Source organism: Paraburkholderia sp. DHOC27 (assembly GCF_003429005.1).
In the GTDB taxonomy this organism is placed as follows: Bacteria; Pseudomonadota; Gammaproteobacteria; order Burkholderiales; family Burkholderiaceae; genus Paraburkholderia.
The window spans coordinates 1,082,113-1,101,607 of the sequence record NZ_QVQV01000001.1 but is presented as its reverse complement, the minus strand read 5'-3'; the positions used below and the strand labels follow the sequence as shown (position 1 = coordinate 1,101,607).

Genomic DNA, 19,495 nt, shown 5'->3' with positions numbered 1-19,495 from the left:
GTCACGATAAGCTGAATATATCGCAAAGCGGACGCAGCAGCACAAGTCCAGACTCCGCCTTCACACCCCCGCCCATCCGGTAACGAAAAGCGGCTCTTCAGTGGGCTTCGCGCACCTTTGTGCCGCGCACCGCATGGCATAAATCATTGCATCTTCGTCATTGAGGATGAAGGACGCCATTGGCAGAATTCCGTCAACCCCGACACCCCGTCGGGCACTCTTTCCGACGAGAACTGACCATGACAACCTCTACTCCTTCCACGAAGGGAACCGCGCTGATCACTGGCGCATCCACCGGCATCGGCGCCATCTACGCCGACCGCCTGGCCAAGCGTGGCTACGACCTCATCCTCGTGGCCCGCAACGCTGATCGCCTCAACGCGCTGGCTACCCGCCTGAGCACGGAATCGGGCCGTTCGGTACGCACCATCGCCGCCGACCTCAACGACCGTGCCGCACTTTCCAAGGTCGAAAGCGTACTGCGCGACGACGCGAGCATCACCATGCTGGTGAACAACGCGGGCGTTGGCTCGGTGGCCTCGGTGCTTGCCGACAACGTCGACGAAATGGACGCGATGATTGGCCTGAACATTACCGCGCTCACCCGCCTGACCTACGCGGTCGCGCCGGTGTTCGCGAGCAAGGGCGCGGGCACCATCATCAACATCAGCTCGGTAGTCGGCATCGCCGTTGAACTGCTGAACGGCGTCTACAGCGCCTCGAAATCGTATGTCCTGAGCTTCGGTCACACGCTCCAGCGCGACCTCGCCGACAAGGGCGTGCGCATTCAGACGGTGTTGCCGGCGGCAACGGCCACCGAGTTCTGGGACGTCGCGGGCTACGCCAAGCAGAAAGAAGCGGCCAGCACGATGACGGCCGCTGATCTGGTCGACGCGGCACTGGCCGGCCTGGATCAAGGCGAACTGGTCACGATTCCGACGCTGCACGACGACAACCACTGGACGAGCTGGGAAGCCACGCGCCGTACCCTCGCGCCGAAGTTCGCCAATGCCAAGGCCGCCCCGCGCTACGCCCTGACGGCGAGCAAGGCCTGATTCCTAACCTATTCCTGAAGAGAACCATCATGAGCATTTTCACGAAAATCGCCGCCACTGCTCTCGCGCTGGCCGCCACGTTCGCAGTTCCGCTTTCCGCGTCGGCTGCACCGTCGCGTGGCAAGGTGCTGGTCGTCATGTCGAGCGCTCATCAACTCGATCTGAAGGACGGCAAGACCTACTCGACAGGCTACTATCTGAACGAGTTTGTCGTTCCCTACCGCAAGCTGATCGAAGCAGGTTACGAGCCCGTCATCGCCAACCCGAAGGGCGACATGCCGGTCATGGATGCCAATTCGAACAACAAGATGTTCTTCGGTGGCGATGACGCTGCGCGTGCCGATGCGCTGAAGTACGCACAAGGCATCGAGCAACTGAAGCATCCGAAGACCCTGGCATCGGTCGTCGCCGGTGGCACCAGCGGCTATGTGGGCCTGTTCATTCCGGGCGGCCATGCACCGATGGTCGATCTGCTGAAAGACCCCAACCTCGGCAAGATCCTCGTCAGCTTCCATGAAACCGGTCGCCCCACCGGCATCATCTGCCACGGCCCGATCGTGCTGCTGTCGACGCTGTCGAATCCGGACGCCTTCATCTCGTCGATGATCGCCAACGACGGCAAGGCCAACTCACTGGCAGCTGGCTGGCCGTATGCGGGTTATCACCTGACGGTCTTCTCCACGGGTGAAGAAGAGCAACTCGAAGGTCCTGCAGGTCTGGGCGGCTACGTGCAGTTCTATCCGGTGAACGCACTGGCTGAAGCCGGCGCCCATGTCGAAAGCGTGGCGAACTGGCACAGCAACGTCGTGGTCGACCGCGAACTGATTACGGGTCAACAGCCGATGTCGGCTCCGGAGTTTGGCGACGTGCTGGTCAAGCAACTGAACGCGCATAGCCACTGATCTGTTCCTGCTGTTTGTATATGACTCGATCGGCCAGGGGTTTCGCCCCTGGCCGATTTTCTTTGCGCAGCAGCAAGTGATTTCTTTGAGGCAGTTCAGCCAGGATTCGCTCAATCAGTGCTCAGGGGTGCGTTCGCCGAAACACGTTGGATGGCTTGCGGCGGTTGACCGAACGCGCGTATGAATGCCTGCCTCATGCGCTCGCGATCGCCAAAGCCGGTCTCGCGCGCAATCACTTCGATGGGACGGCGGCTCGTTTCCATCATCAGCCGCGCTGCTTCCACACGCAGACGCTCGACTGCCTTGCCGGGCGATTGACCGGTCTCTCGGGAAAATACCCGGCTGAACTGGCGCGGGCTGAGCTGGGCCACCTCGGCCAGAACCCCAACCGAAAGATCGTCGCGCAGATGCGCCTTCGCGTAAGCGAGGACCTTCTCCACCAGTGCGGAATTCACGCCCGGCTCCAGAAGCGCGGAAAACTGCGCCTGGCCGCCACTGCGACGTTGATGCCGCACGAGCTGACGAGCAACCTTGCGCGCGGTCTGCGCCCCCAGGTCTTCCTCGACCATCGCCAGGGCGAGATCGACCCCGGCGGTCATACCTGCAGACGTCCAGATCTGACCGTCCACCGCCACGAGGCAATCTTCATCCAGCAAGACATTGGGGTAGCGTCTCTTGAAGCTGACAGCGGAGGACCAGTGGGTCGTCGCGTGCTTGCCGTCGAGGAGTTTCGCTTCTGCCAGAACAAACGCACCGGTGCCCACGGAGGCTATCCGCCGGCAGTGCGCCGGCGCACGGCGAATGTAAGTCAGCAGGCTCTCCGGCGGTAATTGATATTGGTTGTCGCCGGCGACGATCAGCGTGTCGCAAGGCTCGTCTTGAAGGCGCCCGGTGTTGACCGAAATGCCTTCGGAGGACATGACGGCACCACCCGATTCGGAGACGACATGAAAATCGTACGACTGCTCGCCGTGCGCCAGGTTGGCGTACTCGAACACAGTCCCGACAGCAAGCGCCAGCGCCTGGAAATCCGCATACACGACGAGCTTGATAGTGTGCGTCATAGTCAATGAACCGAAGAGACAGCACGCGTCGCCGCAAGCAGACGATCAATCGTCCGCTATCCTTCAATCACAGGCGGGATCGAGAAACGAAAGGGCGAAAGCGGCGAGCCTCACATTCAGAGGTGGAAAGACCCTTTGATGTGCTGAGCAAGCGTGCTTTCAGAAGATTCTGGCCAGGTCGGCGAACGAGGCCAATGACATAGATGCAAGGAAATCGGCCATTGGAGGCAGCGACGAATACCAATGATGGTTCGCAACAACCGCCTAAACGCTGTTACGGATGGGCAGCGCTCGAGCGAGGATCATCGCGTGAGAATTCATTGGCGCGGGCACTCTGCGTGTGGGCCGGAACACACAATCGCCGCGCACAATCGCGTCGCCGGAAAGCGCGCAAATGCCGCTGCGCCGCGTGATGGAGCGTTGCCACCGTTGCTCCGCGTAGTGGCCGCCGGTGGGATCGATCCACTCGATCATGGCGATACGATCCGAGCATTCCAGTACGTTGATGGTCACGCAGCGTGAGAAGAAGGACGTAATCTGCGCGTGCAGAGGGCGGCGATAGGGATTGGCGAGCAACGCATGGCGCGCTGACTTTGGGGCAGCGTGGCGCGAAGACCCGGTGCCACGGGAAGCGTCTCCAAGTGCATCCAGAACGTGCACCCAGAGACTGGATTTGTCGTCGCCAAATTGCACGATTCCATGCTCCCTAAAGAGAAAAACAAACGCCGAAGTTTGTTGCCGCCCGCGCACCACGCGGGCGCCATTTACAGGTATCGCTCTCGCAAGTGAGATCCTGCCATCGCTCACGAGAGCGGCCCGATCTACCTGATTGACCCGCTCTACGACGCGGCAACCAGCACGAGCTTCTGGTTCACGAACTCCTTGATGCCGAGTTGGGACAACTCGCGGCCGTAGCCTGAGCGCTTGACGCCGCCAAACGGCAGCTCGGGCGCCGTCGACGCGAATGTATTGATCCAGATGGCGCCCGTCTCAATGCGCGAGGCGAGCGCGCGCGCACGCTCGATGTCTTTCGAAAACACTGCACCAGCAAGACCGAAGCGCGAGTCGTTGGCCAGCTCGACAATCTCGTCGTCATTGCTGACCACGTAGATCTGCGCGACCGGCCCGAAAAACTCCTCGAAATAAGCGGGATTGTCGCGTGTCACGTTGGTCAGGATAGTGGGCTCGAAGAAATTGCCCGGACGGTCAATCGGCTTGCCGCCGAGGTGCAGCGTGGCGCCGGCGTCGACCGCGCGCTGCACCTGGCTCGCAAGGCCCGCGCTGGCATCAGCCGAGGAAAGCGGCCCCAGTTTGGTGTCCTCTTCCATTGGATCGCCAATCTTTGCCGCCGCCATCGCCGTGGTAAAGCGCTCGAGAAATTCCTCGGCGATCTTCTCGTGAAGCACGAAGCGCTTGGCGCAGATGCACTCCTGCCCAGTGATGTGCAGCCGCGAGAACACGCCGGCTTCGATGGCCTTGTCCAGATCGGCGTCTTCGAGAACGACGAAGACATCGTTGCCGCCCATCTCAAGGGTCGATTTTTTCAGGTGTTTGGCAGCCTGAGTGGCAATGGCGGCGCCCGCGCCTTCGGAGCCGGTCATGGCCGCGCCTACGATGCGGTCGTCCGCGATGATGCCGGCGACCTGGTTCGAGGTGATGAACAGATTGGCCCAGGCGCCCTTCGGCGCGCCCGCCTCGTTCACCAGTTCTTCGAACACGGTGGCGCAGTGCGGGACGATGCTGGCGTGCTTCGAGACCACCGGATTGCCCGCTGCGAAGTTCGGAGCGAAGACCCGCATCAACTGGTAGTAGGGGAAATTCCACGGCTCGACCACCATCATCACGCCGAGCGGATGATGCTGGATCCACGCTTCGCCGAGCGCCGATTCGATCTTGATCGGCGCCAGGAAGCCCTCGGCTTCGCGGGCGTAGTAACGCGCGATCTCGGCGATGATCCACACCTCGTCGCGGGCGTCGGAAATCAGCTTGCCCATCTCCTCGACGCAGATGCGGGCCAGTTCCGCGGCACGGGCGTCGATGAGGTCGGCGAGGCGTTCGAGCACCTGCAGGCGCGGCTGGATAGGACCCTGTGCCCAACTCGACTTGTACAGGGCGTGGGCTGCGCTCAGCGCCGCCTCGATATCGGCCTCGGTGTGATTGGGATAGGTCTTGATCAGTTTGTTGGTGGTCGGATTGATCGTTTGATAGGCCATGACGGCTTCCTTCAAGAAGAAGTGCAGACAACATCCGGCGTTTGTCAGCGGTAGACAGGCGCTGGCGTGTTGGTCGTCGTGATCTGCAGACAGGGTCGCGCGTCGCTAGCAGTGTTTCTTTCTGCGGCCTGCGGCCGCGCGCTAGACACCACTCTCGAACCGTTGACCCAAACTTTTGCAGCGCGACCGCAAGCGGGTCGCACGAGACGAAAACCGGGTGGCAGACCTCACCTGATCCGTCCGCCCGTTAAAGGTAGCCCTTGCTGGCGGCGTCTCATATGTCAAATAAACTGCGATTAAAGCCACGCTTCACGACGCTCGTCGCATCGCTGCAAAAGGGCGTCGCCTGTCCGAAAACATCGTGGATATGACATTGCAGCCAGTTCCGCTCCCCACCTATCATTTCTCCTACCCGATTCACTGACCGGTTCACTCCCACCCTATCCCGGCAAAACGATCGAACACGTACCACGGCTGAACGGATTTCGGTAACGAAGAAGGCGAACTTTCAGTGAGCAGGCAATGACGAGTCAAGGCGAAGTTCCCCCCAAAGAAAGCGCCGCGTCATCGCCGCGCCCCCAAGGTCGTTTCATACGATTCGCGGTCTACTTCGCGATCCTGGTCGTCGTTGGAGTGGTTGGCTTTGCCGCGTTCGCATGGCGTCCCTCGATTGCAGAGGGACCGACGCCCACTGCAGCGAGCTTTTCTCCTGTGCTGATCGAACAGGGCGCGCGCCTCGCCGCATCGGGCTTCTGCGCAAGCTGCCATAGCGTGGCGGGCGGCAAGCCATTCGCCGGCGGCTATGCGATGAAGTCCGGCTTCGGGACCATCTACTCGACCAACATTTCGCCCGATCGCGAGACTGGCATCGGAGCATGGACAGAAGAGGCTTTCCGCCGCGCCATGCACGAGGGCGTGGCGCGCGATGGATCGCATCTGTTCCCCGCGTTCCCGTACGATCACTTCACCAAGCTCTCGGATTCGGACATTCACGCGCTGTACGCTTACATGATGACCAGGACGCCGGTAAGCCAGCGCGACCATCCGAATGAAATGATCTTTCCCTTCGGCATACGTTCGCTTCAGGCCGGCTGGAAGCTGCTCTTTTTCCGTGCGGGACGTTTTGTTCCGGACACCCAGGAATCGCCACTGTGGAATCGCGGCGCGTACGTGGCAGAGGGCTTGAGCCACTGTTCAGCGTGTCATACCCCGCGCGGACCGCTGGGTGAAGAGCTAAAGAACCGGCTCTACCAGGGCGCTGTCGTCGATGGATGGTTTGCGCCCGCACTGACCGCGGCGAATCCTTCGCCCATGCCGTGGACGACCGACGAACTGCAACGCTATCTGACCACTGGCATCAGCAAATATCACGGTACGGCTGCGGGACCCATGGCAACCGTGTCTCGTGAACTGGCCGACGTGCCACCCGAAGATCAACGCGCATTGGTCGCCTATATCGAGTCCCTGTCCTCGGGCGACTCCAGAACCGCCGAGGTCAATCCAGTCGTCGCGACCGCGTTGAAGTCCGACGCTCAGGACCACACGCGGATACGTGAAGCAGGTGGTCGCCTGTTCGTTTCGGCCTGTGCGTCATGTCACTACAACCGTGCCCCGGACGTGAATCCCGAACGGCCTGATCTGGGCCTCAACACCGCCATATTTCTCGATGATCCAAGGAATCTGATCCACGTCATTCTCGATGGGATCAGTGCGAAAGATGGAGCGCCGGGGATCGTCATGCCAGGCTTTGCACGCGGCATGACCAACGAGGATGTGGCGCTGGTTGCTTCGTATTTGCGCGCCACGCGTACCGACAAGGCACCGTGGCCCGATCTGGCAAAACAGGTTGCGCAGATACGCGCCGAGGAACAGGGAGCCAAACCATGACCGAATTCCGCATCAACGGTAAACAGGTGACGGTCGAAGAAGATCAACACACACCGCTTCTATGGATCGTCCGCGATACGGTGGGTCTCAAAGGCACGAAGTTCGGCTGCGGAATCGGCATGTGCGGTGCATGCACCGTCCACGTCGGCGGACGCCCTACCCGTTCCTGCATTACGCCGCTCAGTGCCGTCGATGGCGCGGATATCACGACCATCGAAGGACTGGACCCGAAGGGGCAACATCCGGTGCAACGGGCATGGCTGGATTTACAGGTTCCACAGTGCGGTTATTGCCAGTCAGGGCAGATCATGCAGGTCGCGGCCATGCTCAAGGATTTCCCGCAACCCACCGACGCGGACATCGACGCGGTGATGACCGGCAACCTCTGCCGTTGCATGACGTATTCACGCATCCGTGACGCGATCAAACGCGCCGCCCGTGACATGTCGGAGAACAAGGGATGAGCCGGGTCCGTGTCGAGAGCGACGACGCTACGATCGATCTGTCGCGACGATCCTTTTTGATCGCCGCGGCTGCGACGGGCGCCCTGTTCGGATTTCCGCAGATCGCCCAGGCGGCCGCCGTGCTCGGAGCCGCGCCGTCGGACGCTGCCGGGTCTGCCGGGCCCATGTTCGAGCCGACGGTCTGGTTTTCGATCGACCATCAGGGCATCGTCACGGTGAACGTGCCAAAGGCGGAGATGGGCCAGCACATTGGCACAGCCGTCGCGAGAATACTGGCCGATGAACTGGAAGCCGACTGGAACTCGGTCCGGGTGGTCGGCGTGGACACCGATCCCAAGTGGGGCTTCATGGTGACGGGTGCGAGTACCTCGGTCTGGGCGCTCTATCCGACCTTCAGCCGCGCGGGTGCGGCAGGCCGCATCACGCTCATCGAGGAAGGCGCAAAGCTGCTGGGCGTATCGCCATCCGCGTGCACTGCGCGAGCCAGCAGGGTTCAGGCGGGCAGTCGGTCCATTGGGTATGGCGAGATTGTTCAGCGCGGCAATGTTGCGCGCCGCTTTTCCGACGAGCAATTGAAGGCGCTCCCCATCAAATCAGCGGGAACACGCAGACTGATCGGCAATCCGACCACAGCGCTCGATGTTCCGCTGAAGATCAACGGCACGGCTGTGTATGGCATCGACGTCGACGTGGCCGATATGCTGTACGCGCGTCCGAAGATGCCGCCCACCCGATACGGCTCCAAGGTGATTTCCGTCGACGACACGGCGGCCCGGCAAATCAAGGGGTATAAGCAAAGCCTGGTGCTCGACGATCCGTCCGGCACCGTACCCGGCTGGGTCATGGTGATCGCGCAGAGCTATTACGCCGCCGTGCGGGCCACCGAACTCGTGAAGGTGCAATGGCAAAGCGGCGAGACATCGACGGTCTCCGAAAAGGACCTGTTCGATCACGCTACGGCTCTGATTGCCGATAGCAGTCAGGGTGCGCTGCTCGACACGGGCGGCGGCGATGTCGACCACGGGCTCGCGGGCGCCAAAGGCACGCTCGAGCAAACCTACACAACGGCCGGTGTGCTGCACTTTCAACTCGAACCCGTCAATGCGGTTGCGTTCGAGAAGAACGGTATCTTCGAAATTCACACGGGCAATCAGGCGCAGGACTTCATCCTTCCGGTCCTCGCGAAGGCGCTGCAGGTTCCACGCGAACGCATCGTCATGCGCACGTACCTGATTGGTGGTGGATTCGGCCGCCGTCTCAACGGCGACTACGCGGTGCCCGCAGCGTTGACCGCGCAGATGTTGAAGCAGCCCGTGAAGATGGTGTTGACCCGCGAAGACGACACCCGGCTCGACTCCTTGCGTTCACCCACGTTGCAGCGCTTGAAGATGGGCTGGGACGCGAGCGGGAAAATCGCCGCGATGGAACACGTCGCGGTGGCCGGGTGGCCGAGTTTGACGGTGTTCCCCGGAAACATGAAGAAAGGCACGAACGGTGCCTCGTATGATCCATTCTCGATCTCCGGCGCGGATCACTGGTACGACGTCGGGCCACTGAGAGTGCGCGCCGTGAACAACGATCTGGCGCAGAAAAGCTTCCGGCCTGGCTGGCTGCGCGCGGTATCACCTGGGTGGACGAACTGGGCGCTGGAATCGTTCATGGACGAGGTCGCGCATAAGCAGGGCGTGGATCCCGTGGCGCTCCGCCTGGCGCATCTCAATGCTGCCGGACGGAATGCCGGCGCGGCGCCCAATGCCGTGGGCGGCGCTTTACGACAGGCGAATGTCGTGCGCCGGGTGGCTGCACGAGCAGGCTGGGGGCGTGCCCTTCCCCCGGACACTGGCCTTGGTCTCGGCAGTTCTTTCGGCCAGGAGCGCAGCATGCCGACCTGGTGTGCATGCGTTGCACAGGTCAAGGTCGATCGGGCCACCGGCATCGTTTCCGTGCAGAAACTGTGGGTGGAAATCGACGCAGGCGTGATCATCGACCCCGATGGTGCTCTCGCCCAGGCGCAGGGCGGCACGCTTTGGGGCTTGAGCATGGCCCTCTACGAGGGCACGGAGTTCGAGAACGGCAACGTGAAGGACCTCAACCTCACCAGCTATACGCCGCTGCGTATGGGTGACGTCCCCGACATGGATATCGCTTTCGTGGACAGCAACGAGGTTCCCGTTGGTTTGGGAGAACCGCCCACCACGGTCGTTGCCCCCGCCATAGGCAATGCGATTTTCGCGGCAGTCGGTGTACGTATGCGCCATTTGCCGATTCGGGCCGAAGCGGTCAAGGCCATGCTCGACCAACAGCAAGCCAAGGGTGTGTGACTGAGATTCGCCCGATCTCATCCAAGCAAACGATCTCGTTGAGAGGCTTTGACAGAAGTGCAAGAACCCGTACGCGATGTTTATCGCAGTTTCGAAATTCTCCTCGTCTTGAGGCACATTGACGATGGAAGAATCGAAACGACGCTCTTCATCAATCCCACGGTCGCCACGCCGCCCGCACTTGCGCTCGCGGCGAAAAATCTCGGCGGTTCGGTGCTGCACGCGCTCGACGCTGCGACGCCCATCACCGACCAGATCGAAGCGGCTCACCGCGTCGTCGACAGTCTCATCGGTCGTCAAGGGGAGGCGACTTCCTCAATCACGTAGATGCCATGTTTCAAGCCATCGACGCGTTGAATGCCCGTTTGCACAAATCGGCGTACGAAGCTCAAGGCATCGCCGCCGACGCTTCGCCGAAAGCATGCGTCTCCAGCAGCGCCATGCGCCGGAACGCGTGCGGCGGCTGCCCGAACGCACGCATGAAAGCCCGGCGCATATGGTCGCGATCGCTGAAACCGCTTTGGCGCGCCACCACCTCGACCGGGTGACGGCTCTGTTCCATCAGATTGCGTGCGCCCTCCACCCGCAAGGTCTCGACCGCCTTGGCCGGCGACTGCCCCGTCTCCGCCTGGAAGGCCCGGCTGAACTGACGTGGGCTCAGATGCGCGACCTCGGCCAGTTCCGGCACGGTCAACGGTCTGTGCAGATTGTCCCGCGCATAGGTGAGCGCGGCCTGAATGCGATCGGTTTTCGGTGCAAGCTCGAGGAGGATGGATCGCTGCGACTGGCCGCCCGTGCGGCGATGATAGATAACCAGTTCGCGCGCCACGGCCTTCGCGACGTCTGCGCCGAGGTCGTGCTCGATCATCGTCAGGCTGAGGTCGAATCCGGCAGCTCCGCCGGCCGTCGTCCAGATCGGACCGTCGTTCGTGAAGATGCGGTCGTGAACCATCTTCACCGCCGGGTGCTGCGCCTGCAGCAGCGACGCGTGCATCCAGTGAGTGGTCGCGTTGCGACCGTCCAGCAGCCCTGCTTCGGCCAACGCGAAGGCACCAGTGGAGATCGCAGCAATGCGGCGATGGCGCCGCAGCGCGTCCCTCAGGTAGTCGATCAGCCCACGCGTCGATGCCATCGGGGTGGCCGCGCCGCCCACGAAGAGCGTGTGAAACGGTGTCTCCGTGAACGGACTGCTCTCCATCATCATGCCGCAGGAGGTTCTGATTTTTCCGCCGGTCTCTGAAACGAAATGGAGTGCGTAAGATGACGCTCCTGCCACCGAATTGGCGACTTCGAACGCCATGACGATCGTCATCGCCATCATCGAAAACTCTGGGTACATCACAAACGCAACGTCACGCACAGCCGTGCTCCCTTTAAAGGTCTACAGCGATAGCAGGTTCTGGATCGACGTTTTTCTTTGCCTGGCAATGAATCAGGACATCGTTGCGCAGGGGACCCGGGCGCCGGAACGTTTCATGTAGCAGTCCTGCCCGGATCAATCAGCGGTCATGCGTCAGGTTCGGAGAACTCTGGTGGGGTAACCAGGCTCAAACCGGACCAGTCACGATTTCGCGGGTGTGTCGTGTTCACGCGTGAGCTGTTGGCGTAATTTAGCTCGACACCTTGCAGGAAAATATAATCTCCAGGCCGCAAGGGCCTATGAGCGAGGCTCAGTAATGAAACGAGGCCAACTGGATGACCTTTGGGCATTCGCGACCATCGCCCGAACGCGCAGCTTTACGCGTGCTGCGGCTGAACTCAACGTCTCTCCTTCTGCCCTGAGCCACACCATGCGAGGGCTCGAGTTGCGCCTGGGCGTGCGCCTGCTGGCACGCACGACGCGAAGCGTCGCCCCCACGCCTGCGGGTGAACGGTTGCTGCGCTCGGTCGAATCCGCGGTGGAAGAAGTCGAGGCCGGCATTGGCGCGATGAGCGAATGGCGCGGCGCCCCCTCCGGCACCATCCGGATCACGACGGCCCAGTTCGGCGCCCGCTACTTGCTGGCGCCTGTGTTGCCGCAGTTTCTTCTCGATCATCCAAAGATCACGGTGGAGATCTGCGTGGAAAGCCGGCTGGCGGATCTGGTTCGCGACGGCTTCGATGCAGGAATCCGCTGGGGCGAGAAGGTCGACCAGGACATGGTGGCCGTGCGCATCGGCCCCAGCACGCGCCTCATCGTGGTTGCGGCGCCGGCCTATCTGGAGCGGCACCCGCGCCCGCAATCGCCCGCAGATCTGGAACATCACAACTGCGTCAACTACCGCAATGTCAGCGCAGGCGGAACGTTCCCGTGGACGCTTCAGCGTGACGGTAAAGAATTTCGCACCCGGACACAGGGTCAACTCATCATCGCGGATGCCCCGGATCTCGCCATCACCTTGATCCTGTCGGGCGCAGGATTAGGGATGGTGCTCGAAGAAGAGGCCATGCCGCACATCGCGGCGGGTCGACTCGTGCACGTCCTCGATGAGTGGAGCGTGCCGTTCAATGGACTGCATCTCTACTATCCCAGCCGGCACGTCTCGCCTGCCTTGCGCGCGCTCATCGAGGTGCTGAGGTGGAAGCCGTCAGTGCCGCCAGGAACCTGAGCGGCGCTGACATGGTCTTGCGATATATTGAACGTCAATCGACGCGAGGCATGTATTAAGCGGAGGAATGCGCGGCGGCCACCAGGACGCATGACGGAGGTTCGGCAATGAAACGCGGTGAACTCGATGATCTGGTGGCTTTCGCAACCATCGCCCGGGCGCGCAGCTTCACGCGCGCGGCAGCAGACCTTGGCCTGTCCCCTTCCGCGCTGAGCCATGCCATCAGAGGGCTGGAAGTGCGCCTCGGCGTGCAGTTACTGGCGCGCACGACGCGCAGCGTCGCGCCAACGCCGGCCGGCGAACGGTTGCTGCGCTCGCTCGAGCCCGCGTTGAGAGAAGTCAAAACTGGCATCGAGGCCTTGAGCGACTGGCGCGGCGACCCGTCCGGCTCCTTACGCATCACCACCTTCCAGTTCGCCGCCTACACCGTGTTAGGGCCGGTCTTACCCAAATTTCTACGCGACAATCCGCGGGTTTCGGTCGAGGTCGACATTGACACGCGCTTGACCGATCTCGTCCGCGACGGCTTCGACGCCGGGATTCGATGGGGAAACTCGGTCGCTCAGGACATGATCGCAGTCCGCGTAAGCCCGGACGCACGCATGATCGTGGTCGCGGCGCCGGGCTATTTCGAGCGCTATCCGCGCCCGCAAACCCCGGCCGACCTCGAAGACCACAACTGCATCAACTACCGCTTCAAATCCACCGGGGGATATCTGCCGTGGAAATTCGAGCGTGACGGGAAAGAAGTTCGGCCCCGTACGGCCGGGCAACTCGTGCTCGACGATGGCGAACTCGCGATGGACATGATCCTCGGCGGCGCAGGCCTCGGTTATCTGCTCGAGCCTCAAGCGCTTCCGTATCTACGAGACGGGCAACTCGTCCAGGTACTCGACGATTTTTCCACGCCTCATACCGGGTTGCACCTCTACTATCCGAGCCGCCAGATTACCCCGGCGTTGCGCGCGCTCATTAGCGTGCTCAGGCTGGATCTGCGCGACCCGCCGCTCGCGGACTGGAGCGCTCGCTCCGATGACGTCGACCCGCCTCCCGGCGTGGAAGCGTGACCGCAAAGGCGCTGTCGTGCATGCCTTTCGCCCCATGTCCTAAATCTCGACGTTTATGACATAGGAGACTTCAGGCTGGACGTGTAGCTTCTGTTCACGGGCTCAATCAGGAGCCGCGGATACGGAGAAACACGATGAGCAACTCCTCTCCAAAGGGCGTCGCCCTGATCACCGGTTCGTCAACCGGCATTGGCGCCATTTACGCCGATCGCCTCGCGCGACGTGGCTACGATCTGATCCTGGTGGCCCGCAATGAAGAGCGGCTGAACGCGGCCGCCGCACATCTGCGCGCGGAAACCGGCGTCCAGGTCACCCCGCTGCCCGCCGACCTGAACGACAAGGCGGGTCTCGCCAAGGTCGAAGCGGTCCTGCGCGACAACCCGAACATCACCATGCTGGTCAACAATGCCGGCGTCGGCTCCGTCGCCTCCCTCCTGCAGGCCGACGTCGAAAAGATGCAGGCGATGATCGACCTGAATGTCACCGCCCTGACCCGCCTGACCCATGCCGTTGCCGCCGGTTTCGTGGCGCGTGGCAAGGGCACCATCATCAACATTTCCTCGGTAGTCGGCATTGCCGTGGAGAACCTGAACGGCGTCTATAGCGCGTCGAAATCCTACGTGCTGAGCTTCGGCCATTCGCTGCAGAAAGACCTGGCCGACACAGGCGTACGCGTCCAGACCGTTCTGCCTGGCGCGACCGCCACGGAGTTCTGGGACGTCGCCGGTTACGCGCCGCAAAAGACCTCCGAGATCACCATGCGAGCGGACGATCTCGTCGATGCGGCGCTGGCAGGCCTCGACGCGGGCGAGCTGGTGACCATTCCCGGCCTGCACGAAACCGAGGCGTGGACGCGCTGGGAGCAGGATCGTCGCGAGATGTCAGCAAAGTTCCGCAACGCCAGGCCCGCCCCGCGTTACCACATCGCGTGACGGACAGTCCAGGCGCCGCCTCGGCGGCGGCGTCCTTCTTCGCAAGTCAATCCTGGGTTCTCTCAGCCATTGCAGCGGTGCCCAGGCGCACGTACAAGGAAAGGTGACTCCCATGTCCAAAGGTAAAGTTCTCGTCGTGATGTCCAGCGCCAACGCGCTCGATCTGAAGGACGGCAAGACCTACTCGACAGGCTACTACCTGAACGAGTTTGTCGTGCCTTATCGCAAGCTGGTCGAGGCAGGTTATGAGCCGGTTATCGCCAACCCCAAAGGCGACCGTCCGGTCATGGATGCCAACTCCAACAACGCCATGTTCTTTGGTGGCGACGACGCGGCTCGCGAAGACGCGCTCAAATTTGCGGAGGGGCTGGCTCTGCTCGACCGGCCCAAGACCCTGGCGGCGGTGGTCGCCGAGGGCACGGACGGCTACGTTGGCCTGTTCATTCCAGGCGGCCACGCGCCAATGGCCGATCTGCTGAAGGACAAGAACCTCGGAAAAATCCTCACGCAATTCCATAACAGCGGTCGTCCGACCGGTATCGTCTGCCATGGGCCGATCGTGCTTCTTGCTGCCCTGCCCGATCCCGACGCCTTCATTGCTTCGATGATCGCCGGCGACGGCAAGGCAAGCTCGCTCAACGCGGGTTGGCCCTACACCGGTTATCGCCTGACTGTCTTTGCGACCGGCGAGGAGCAGGCGCTGGAAGGTCCCAGCGGGCTGGGCGGCCACGTGCAGTACTACCCCGTCAACGCACTGGCCGAGGCCGGCGCGCGCGTCGAGACCATCGCAAACTGGCACCCCAACGTCGTGATCGACCGTGAGCTGATTACCGGCCAGCAGCCGATGTCAGCGCCCGCGTTTGGTGATGCCCTGGTCGAAAAGCTGAACGAACACGCCAGGCGCTAACGCGGCATTTATCCCCGGTTACGGCCGGGGAATACTCACTGAGGCGCGCGTTTGGAAAGCTCATTCGGACACAGTCGAAGCCTCACGCTCGCGATCCAGCGCCCTGAAATATCCCAGGCACGCGTCGATAAACGTTTTCGTTCTTCGCGGCGTGGAACTCAATTGCCGGTACTGCACGGCAAGATCGACACCGCCCAGCGACGCCGATTCGCCAGGTCTGATTTCCCTGAGATCTCCCTGCGCGATGTCCCGACGAACCGCCACCTCGGGGACTAACGCAATTCCGCCTCCTGCTAGTGCGATTTCTCTGGCAATCTCGGCTGGCACGGTAAAGTGAGACCCCTGCAAGGAAAAGTCTGGACACAGACTCGTCTCAAGCGAGATATCCGCGCCTTTTTTCAGGGTCTGCTCTCTTCCATCCACGATCCGGTGCGCCGAAAGATCGCATATCGATGACACGGATGGGTTTCTCTCCAGATACTTCGGACTCGCCACGAGTACAAAGCGCGAATGAAACAATGGGCGGCTGACGATCGTCGAGTTGGTTATACGATCAGGCGGATAAATTGCCAGGTCGTAACCGGAATCGACCAGATTGAGCGGGCCATCCTGTACCGTCGCATGAACCTTGATACACGGTGCGGTTGCAGCAAACGCTTGAAGCATGGTCGACATGCCGGCAACCACCGCCAGTGGGTGGACCACCACCCGGACGTATCCGCACTCTGACATCTTGTCGTCAGTGAGCCGTCGCTCCGCCTGCTCCAGCTCATCAATGATCCTCGCGCAGGCGTTGTAGTAGTCTCTCGCGGCTTCCACCAGCGAAACATGCCGTGTCGTGCGGTTCAAAAGCCGCGCACGGGTATGTGCCTCCAGATCGGAGATGGCGCGAGAAAGCGCTCCTCTGGACACGTTGAGAATCTCTGCCGCCTTGGTGAAACTCTGAGTTCTTGCGACCGTGACAAACGCACGCATTGATGCAAGCTGGTCCATATCTGCCTCGACATAAAAATGCGGTGTGAGCGCGCACGCCAACGCCTATCCGTGGTGACGTGAATAGTAGGGACCTGCGCCGCTATCCTCAATGTCGAAGATGCAACGATTCAGGCCATTCATGGCGACCTCCAATGTTCGGCTGTGCTTGTGACGGGCGTGGCTGAAATCATTGCATCTTCGACATTGATGACGCGTCCGGGCCAAGACTAGTATCACCTCAACGAATCACCTGACGTGACCGTGTTTTGAGGCTGAAGCTCTCGTTGCTTTGCCATCAGCAGCTCGATCAGGGCTCCCGCCTGGGTGGTTAGTTGCTCGACAAGAAAGTGCATTCCCACGTGCATTGATTAGGAATGCGATTCGTATTTCAGACCAATGATTTAACTGTTGTATTTTCGGAGTTCCATCATGGCATATCAGACCGTCAACCCAGCAACCAACGAACTGGTCAAGACCTACCTCAACCACACCGATGCACAGGTCGAAGAGGCATTGTCAGCCGCTCATCGCCTCTATAAGTCCGAATGGTCAAAAGGTTCCATCAAGCCCCGCCTCAAGGTGCTCAAGAAACTGGCGGACCTCATTGATGCTCGTGCGGAAGACCTGGCCAAAGTCATTACCCTGGAGATGGGCAAGCTGATCGGCGAGAGTCGCGCGGAAATTCAGGTCGTGGCACAAATCGCTCGCTACTACGCGGAAAACGCAGAACGATTTCTGGCACCAACCAGCCTCCAGACTGACCAGGGCGAAGCGTGGATCGAACACCATCCCATTGGCGTTCTGCTGGCCGTCGAACCCTGGAACTTCCCGTTTTATCAGTTGATGCGCGTCATGGCGCCAAACCTGGCCGCGGGCAATCCCATCATCGCCAAGCACGCCAGTATCGTCCCGCACTGCGCAAGCGCATTCGAGCAACTCGTGACTGAAGCCGGCGCGCCCAAGGGCGCGTGGACCAACCTGTTCGTCACGGCGGACCAGGTGGCGAAGTTGATCGCCGACAAGCGCGTGCAAGGCGCTGCGATGACCGGGTCAGAAGGAGCCGGCAGCGCAATTGCAGCACAGGCTGGCAAGTACCTGAAGAAATCGACCCTGGAGATGGGCGGCAACGACGTGTTCGTGGTGCTGGAAGACAGCGATCTCGAGAAGGCTGTCGAGATTGGCACGTTCTCCCGCCTGCACGTTGCGGGACAGGAATGCATCGGCGCGAAGCGGTTCATCGTTCGCAAAGAAGTCGCCGACGCATTTCTGGAAAAGCTCACCGATGCGTTCAAAGCGGTCAGGATTGGCGACCCAATGGACGAAACGACGACCCTCGGCCCGCTTTCTTCTGCCAGCGCGCGAGACGGTCTTGCGAAGCAGGTCGAAGCCGCAATCAAGAGCGGCGCGACGCTTCACTACGGTGGCCACGTGGTCGATCGACCGGGCAGCTATTTTGAACCGACCATTCTGACCCACGTCACGCGCGACAACCCGGCGTATTTCGAGGAATTCTTTGGCCCCGTCGCGCAAATCTACGTGGTCGAAAACGATGACGAGATCGTCGAGTTGGCCAACGACTCGAACTACGGACTCTCCGGCGTGGTGTTCTCGCGCGACATCGAACGCGCTACGAAGCTCGCGTCGAAAATTGAAACGGGCGCCGTCTGGATCAATACGTTCTCGAGCACCGCACCGGAACTGCCCTTTGGCGGCGTGAAGCGTTCCGGATACGGACGCGAGCTTTCTGAACTCGGTATCAAAGAGTTCGTGAATCAGAAGCTCGTTCTCGTTGCCAAGTCCTGATCTGCACAAGGCCCTCGTTGACAGCGTCTTCATGCGTCAGCGAGGGCATCTATCTTTTTTCGTTACCTGAAAGGAGTTTTAAAATGCTTAAGCCCTTCCTTATTGCAGTCACGTTTGCAACGGCCATTTCGGCCTCATCGGCTTCTTTCGCGCAATCCAGTCAACCCGTGACCCGGGCGCAGGTGAAAGCGGAACTGGCTGCGCTCGAACAAGTCGGCTGGCGTCCCTCTATGGGGATGGGCAGCAGTCCTGCTTATCCTGAAGGCATTCTCGCAGCCGAAGCAAAGGTTGCAGCGCAGAAAGAATCGGCCAGCGGATACAACGCAGCGGGCGGTACGTCGGAGACGGGACACCGCGTTGTGTCGACGGCTGAGGCGGACGCGACGCAAGGACATCAATAAGGCGCGCTTGCGGTTCTAGCATGCGTCGCATGCGTGGATTGCCTCAGCTGTGAGCCGGATCACAGCTTTAAAGACAGGGTTACGAGGCGATCGAACAGGCGGTCGGACAAATGCCGACGGAGGAAAAGCAACGGGCCAGCAAGATGGCCACCGTGATAGCGAGCCTTGGGATGCTTTGCGCGGAGTGCCTTGACGACGAGGTCGCTGATCACTTTTGGCGGCGGCAGTTTGAGTCGTCCCTGCATCTTCGAGAAGCTGCGCACGAGGCCGGCATAAGCGCCGTGCGCGGAGTACCTCATTGCCTCGCCGGTGGCGATCTGGGACCACTCGGACTCGACACCGCCTGGTTCGATCACGACCACGCTAATGCCGAAAGCGCGCACCTCGTTTCGCAATGAATCGGAGAGCCCCTCCAGCGCGTATTTCGAGGCGTGATACCAGCTACCGAGCGGCGTAGCCAGCTTTCCGCCAATTGACGAGATGTTGATGATGCGGCCGCCACCCTGCTCGCGCATATGCGGCAGGCACAGTTGCGTGAGGCGCGCCACACCCATGAGATTGGTCTCGATCTGCCGGCGCCCCTCTGCAATGGGAACCTCTTCCAATGCGCCGAACTGGCCGTATCCCGCGTTGTTGATGAGCACGTCGATGCGCCCTTGCTCGTTGATGATGCGGGCCACCGCATCCACCATAGACTGATCATCGGTTACGTCCAGCGCCAGGGTCAGCCCACCCGCCATGACGATCTCCTTCATGCGCTCGACCCGCCGCGCGGCGCCATAAACCGTGTAGCCCTCGTGGATCAGACGCAAGGCGAAGTCCTTGCCCATGCCAGACGAGGCTCCGGTAACAAGCGCGACGGGTCTGTCGTTAACGTTCATGCTCTGCCACTCCAATGGTGTTGAGGTATTGACGA

At 61.2% G+C, this 19,495-nt stretch carries 18 protein-coding genes; 12 read left to right on the top strand and 6 right to left on the bottom strand.

What is annotated here, in order from left to right; translation table 11 throughout:
• Window positions 1-239: 239 nt before the first annotated feature.
• Both D0B32_RS04810 and D0B32_RS04805 read left to right on the top strand, forming a co-directional pair.
• On the top strand, window positions 240-1,055 hold the full coding sequence (locus D0B32_RS04810) for an SDR family oxidoreductase (protein WP_117332508.1): 816 nt from the start codon (window positions 240-242) through the stop codon (window positions 1,053-1,055).
• A gap of 29 nt (window positions 1,056-1,084) precedes the next feature.
• Window positions 1,085-1,957: a type 1 glutamine amidotransferase domain-containing protein gene (locus D0B32_RS04805; protein WP_117332507.1), complete on the top strand. Its 873-nt coding sequence runs from the start codon at window positions 1,085-1,087 to the stop codon at window positions 1,955-1,957.
• A gap of 110 nt (window positions 1,958-2,067) precedes the next feature.
• Here the strand turns inward: D0B32_RS04805 and D0B32_RS04800 are convergent, their stop codons facing one another.
• The 3 genes from D0B32_RS04800 to D0B32_RS04790 all read right to left on the bottom strand — a co-directional run bounded on the left by D0B32_RS04800 (window position 2,068) and on the right by D0B32_RS04790 (window position 5,234).
• Window positions 2,068-3,021, bottom strand: a complete 954-nt coding sequence (locus D0B32_RS04800) for a GlxA family transcriptional regulator (RefSeq protein WP_117332506.1) — start codon at window positions 3,019-3,021, stop codon at window positions 2,068-2,070.
• 264 nt (window positions 3,022-3,285) lie between these two features.
• On the bottom strand, window positions 3,286-3,828 hold the full coding sequence (locus tag D0B32_RS33175) for a DUF3331 domain-containing protein (protein ID WP_404935516.1): 543 nt from the start codon (window positions 3,826-3,828) through the stop codon (window positions 3,286-3,288).
• Between the two features lie 32 nt (window positions 3,829-3,860).
• Entirely contained in the window at window positions 3,861-5,234 is a 1,374-nt protein-coding gene (locus D0B32_RS04790) for an NAD-dependent succinate-semialdehyde dehydrogenase (RefSeq protein ID WP_117332505.1), read from the bottom strand.
• A gap of 522 nt (window positions 5,235-5,756) precedes the next feature.
• Here D0B32_RS04790 and D0B32_RS04785 point away from each other — a divergent pair.
• From D0B32_RS04785 to D0B32_RS04770, 4 genes are read left to right on the top strand one after another with little or no spacing between them, the layout of a single operon-like run.
• Window positions 5,757-7,121, top strand: coding sequence for a cytochrome c (locus D0B32_RS04785; RefSeq protein WP_117332504.1), 1,365 nt, complete (start codon window positions 5,757-5,759; stop codon window positions 7,119-7,121).
• Complete coding sequence (locus D0B32_RS04780) at window positions 7,118-7,585, top strand: (2Fe-2S)-binding protein (RefSeq protein WP_117332503.1); 468 nt, start codon at window positions 7,118-7,120, stop codon at window positions 7,583-7,585. Before D0B32_RS04785 ends, D0B32_RS04780 begins: the two co-directional genes overlap by 4 nt.
• Complete coding sequence (locus D0B32_RS04775; RefSeq protein WP_117332502.1) at window positions 7,582-9,906, top strand: xanthine dehydrogenase family protein molybdopterin-binding subunit; 2,325 nt, start codon at window positions 7,582-7,584, stop codon at window positions 9,904-9,906. The genes D0B32_RS04780 and D0B32_RS04775 overlap by 4 nt, the downstream gene beginning before the upstream one ends.
• Before the next feature lie 57 nt (window positions 9,907-9,963).
• Window positions 9,964-10,233: a hypothetical protein gene (locus D0B32_RS04770; protein ID WP_147329492.1), complete on the top strand. Its 270-nt coding sequence runs from the start codon at window positions 9,964-9,966 to the stop codon at window positions 10,231-10,233.
• Between the two features lie 61 nt (window positions 10,234-10,294).
• Here the strand turns inward: D0B32_RS04770 and D0B32_RS04765 are convergent, their stop codons facing one another.
• Window positions 10,295-11,227: a GlxA family transcriptional regulator gene (locus D0B32_RS04765; protein ID WP_259294875.1), complete on the bottom strand. Its 933-nt coding sequence runs from the start codon at window positions 11,225-11,227 to the stop codon at window positions 10,295-10,297.
• A gap of 355 nt (window positions 11,228-11,582) precedes the next feature.
• Between D0B32_RS04765 and D0B32_RS04760 the strand changes: the two genes are divergently transcribed.
• The 4 genes from D0B32_RS04760 (at window position 11,583) to D0B32_RS04745 (ending at window position 15,400) form a co-directional block, all read left to right on the top strand.
• A complete protein-coding gene (locus tag D0B32_RS04760) occupies window positions 11,583-12,494 on the top strand; it encodes a LysR family transcriptional regulator (protein WP_117332499.1) in 912 nt (303 codons plus the stop codon).
• Between the two features lie 107 nt (window positions 12,495-12,601).
• Window positions 12,602-13,561, top strand: a complete 960-nt coding sequence (locus D0B32_RS04755) for a LysR family transcriptional regulator (RefSeq protein WP_117332498.1) — start codon at window positions 12,602-12,604, stop codon at window positions 13,559-13,561.
• A 134-nt stretch (window positions 13,562-13,695) separates the two neighbouring features.
• Entirely contained in the window at window positions 13,696-14,493 is a 798-nt protein-coding gene (locus D0B32_RS04750; RefSeq protein WP_117332497.1) for an SDR family oxidoreductase, read from the top strand.
• A gap of 112 nt (window positions 14,494-14,605) precedes the next feature.
• On the top strand, window positions 14,606-15,400 hold the full coding sequence (locus D0B32_RS04745) for a type 1 glutamine amidotransferase domain-containing protein (RefSeq protein ID WP_117332496.1): 795 nt from the start codon (window positions 14,606-14,608) through the stop codon (window positions 15,398-15,400).
• Between the two features lie 60 nt (window positions 15,401-15,460).
• Here D0B32_RS04745 and D0B32_RS04740 read toward each other — a convergent pair whose 3' ends face one another.
• Entirely contained in the window at window positions 15,461-16,393 is a 933-nt protein-coding gene (locus D0B32_RS04740) for a LysR family transcriptional regulator (RefSeq protein WP_117332495.1), read from the bottom strand.
• A 411-nt stretch (window positions 16,394-16,804) separates the two neighbouring features.
• Here D0B32_RS04740 and D0B32_RS04735 point away from each other — a divergent pair, with 411 nt between their 5' ends.
• A complete protein-coding gene (locus D0B32_RS04735) occupies window positions 16,805-18,178 on the top strand; it encodes an NAD-dependent succinate-semialdehyde dehydrogenase (RefSeq protein ID WP_117332494.1) in 1,374 nt (457 codons plus the stop codon).
• An 83-nt stretch (window positions 18,179-18,261) separates the two neighbouring features.
• Window positions 18,262-18,579: a DUF4148 domain-containing protein gene (locus D0B32_RS04730; protein WP_117332493.1), complete on the top strand. Its 318-nt coding sequence runs from the start codon at window positions 18,262-18,264 to the stop codon at window positions 18,577-18,579.
• A 59-nt stretch (window positions 18,580-18,638) separates the two neighbouring features.
• On the opposite strand, the gene D0B32_RS04725 is transcribed toward D0B32_RS04730, so the two are convergent.
• A complete protein-coding gene (locus tag D0B32_RS04725) occupies window positions 18,639-19,475 on the bottom strand; it encodes an oxidoreductase (RefSeq protein ID WP_259294874.1) in 837 nt (278 codons plus the stop codon).
• Between the last annotated feature and the right edge of the window lie 20 nt (window positions 19,476-19,495).

Bases quoted from the DNA above. Each gene is read 5' to 3' on its own strand.
- D0B32_RS04730 (WP_117332493.1), top strand. From the start codon at position 18,262: ATGCTTAAGCCCTTCCTTATTGCAGTCACGTTTGCAACGGCCATTTCG.
- D0B32_RS04790 (WP_117332505.1), bottom strand. From the start codon at position 5,234: ATGGCCTATCAAACGATCAATCCGACCACCAACAAACTGATCAAGACC.
- D0B32_RS04780 (WP_117332503.1), top strand. From the start codon at position 7,118: ATGACCGAATTCCGCATCAACGGTAAACAGGTGACGGTCGAAGAAGAT.
- D0B32_RS04745 (WP_117332496.1), top strand. From the start codon at position 14,606: ATGTCCAAAGGTAAAGTTCTCGTCGTGATGTCCAGCGCCAACGCGCTC.
- D0B32_RS04765 (WP_259294875.1), bottom strand. From the start codon at position 11,227: ATGATGGCGATGACGATCGTCATGGCGTTCGAAGTCGCCAATTCGGTG.
- D0B32_RS04775 (WP_117332502.1), top strand. From the start codon at position 7,582: ATGAGCCGGGTCCGTGTCGAGAGCGACGACGCTACGATCGATCTGTCG.
- D0B32_RS04810 (WP_117332508.1), top strand. From the start codon at position 240: ATGACAACCTCTACTCCTTCCACGAAGGGAACCGCGCTGATCACTGGC.
- D0B32_RS04785 (WP_117332504.1), top strand. From the start codon at position 5,757: ATGACGAGTCAAGGCGAAGTTCCCCCCAAAGAAAGCGCCGCGTCATCG.
- D0B32_RS04760 (WP_117332499.1), top strand. From the start codon at position 11,583: ATGAAACGAGGCCAACTGGATGACCTTTGGGCATTCGCGACCATCGCC.
- D0B32_RS04740 (WP_117332495.1), bottom strand. From the start codon at position 16,393: ATGGACCAGCTTGCATCAATGCGTGCGTTTGTCACGGTCGCAAGAACT.
- D0B32_RS04755 (WP_117332498.1), top strand. From the start codon at position 12,602: ATGAAACGCGGTGAACTCGATGATCTGGTGGCTTTCGCAACCATCGCC.
- D0B32_RS04800 (WP_117332506.1), bottom strand. From the start codon at position 3,021: ATGACGCACACTATCAAGCTCGTCGTGTATGCGGATTTCCAGGCGCTG.
- D0B32_RS04750 (WP_117332497.1), top strand. From the start codon at position 13,696: ATGAGCAACTCCTCTCCAAAGGGCGTCGCCCTGATCACCGGTTCGTCA.
- D0B32_RS04735 (WP_117332494.1), top strand. From the start codon at position 16,805: ATGGCATATCAGACCGTCAACCCAGCAACCAACGAACTGGTCAAGACC.
- D0B32_RS04805 (WP_117332507.1), top strand. From the start codon at position 1,085: ATGAGCATTTTCACGAAAATCGCCGCCACTGCTCTCGCGCTGGCCGCC.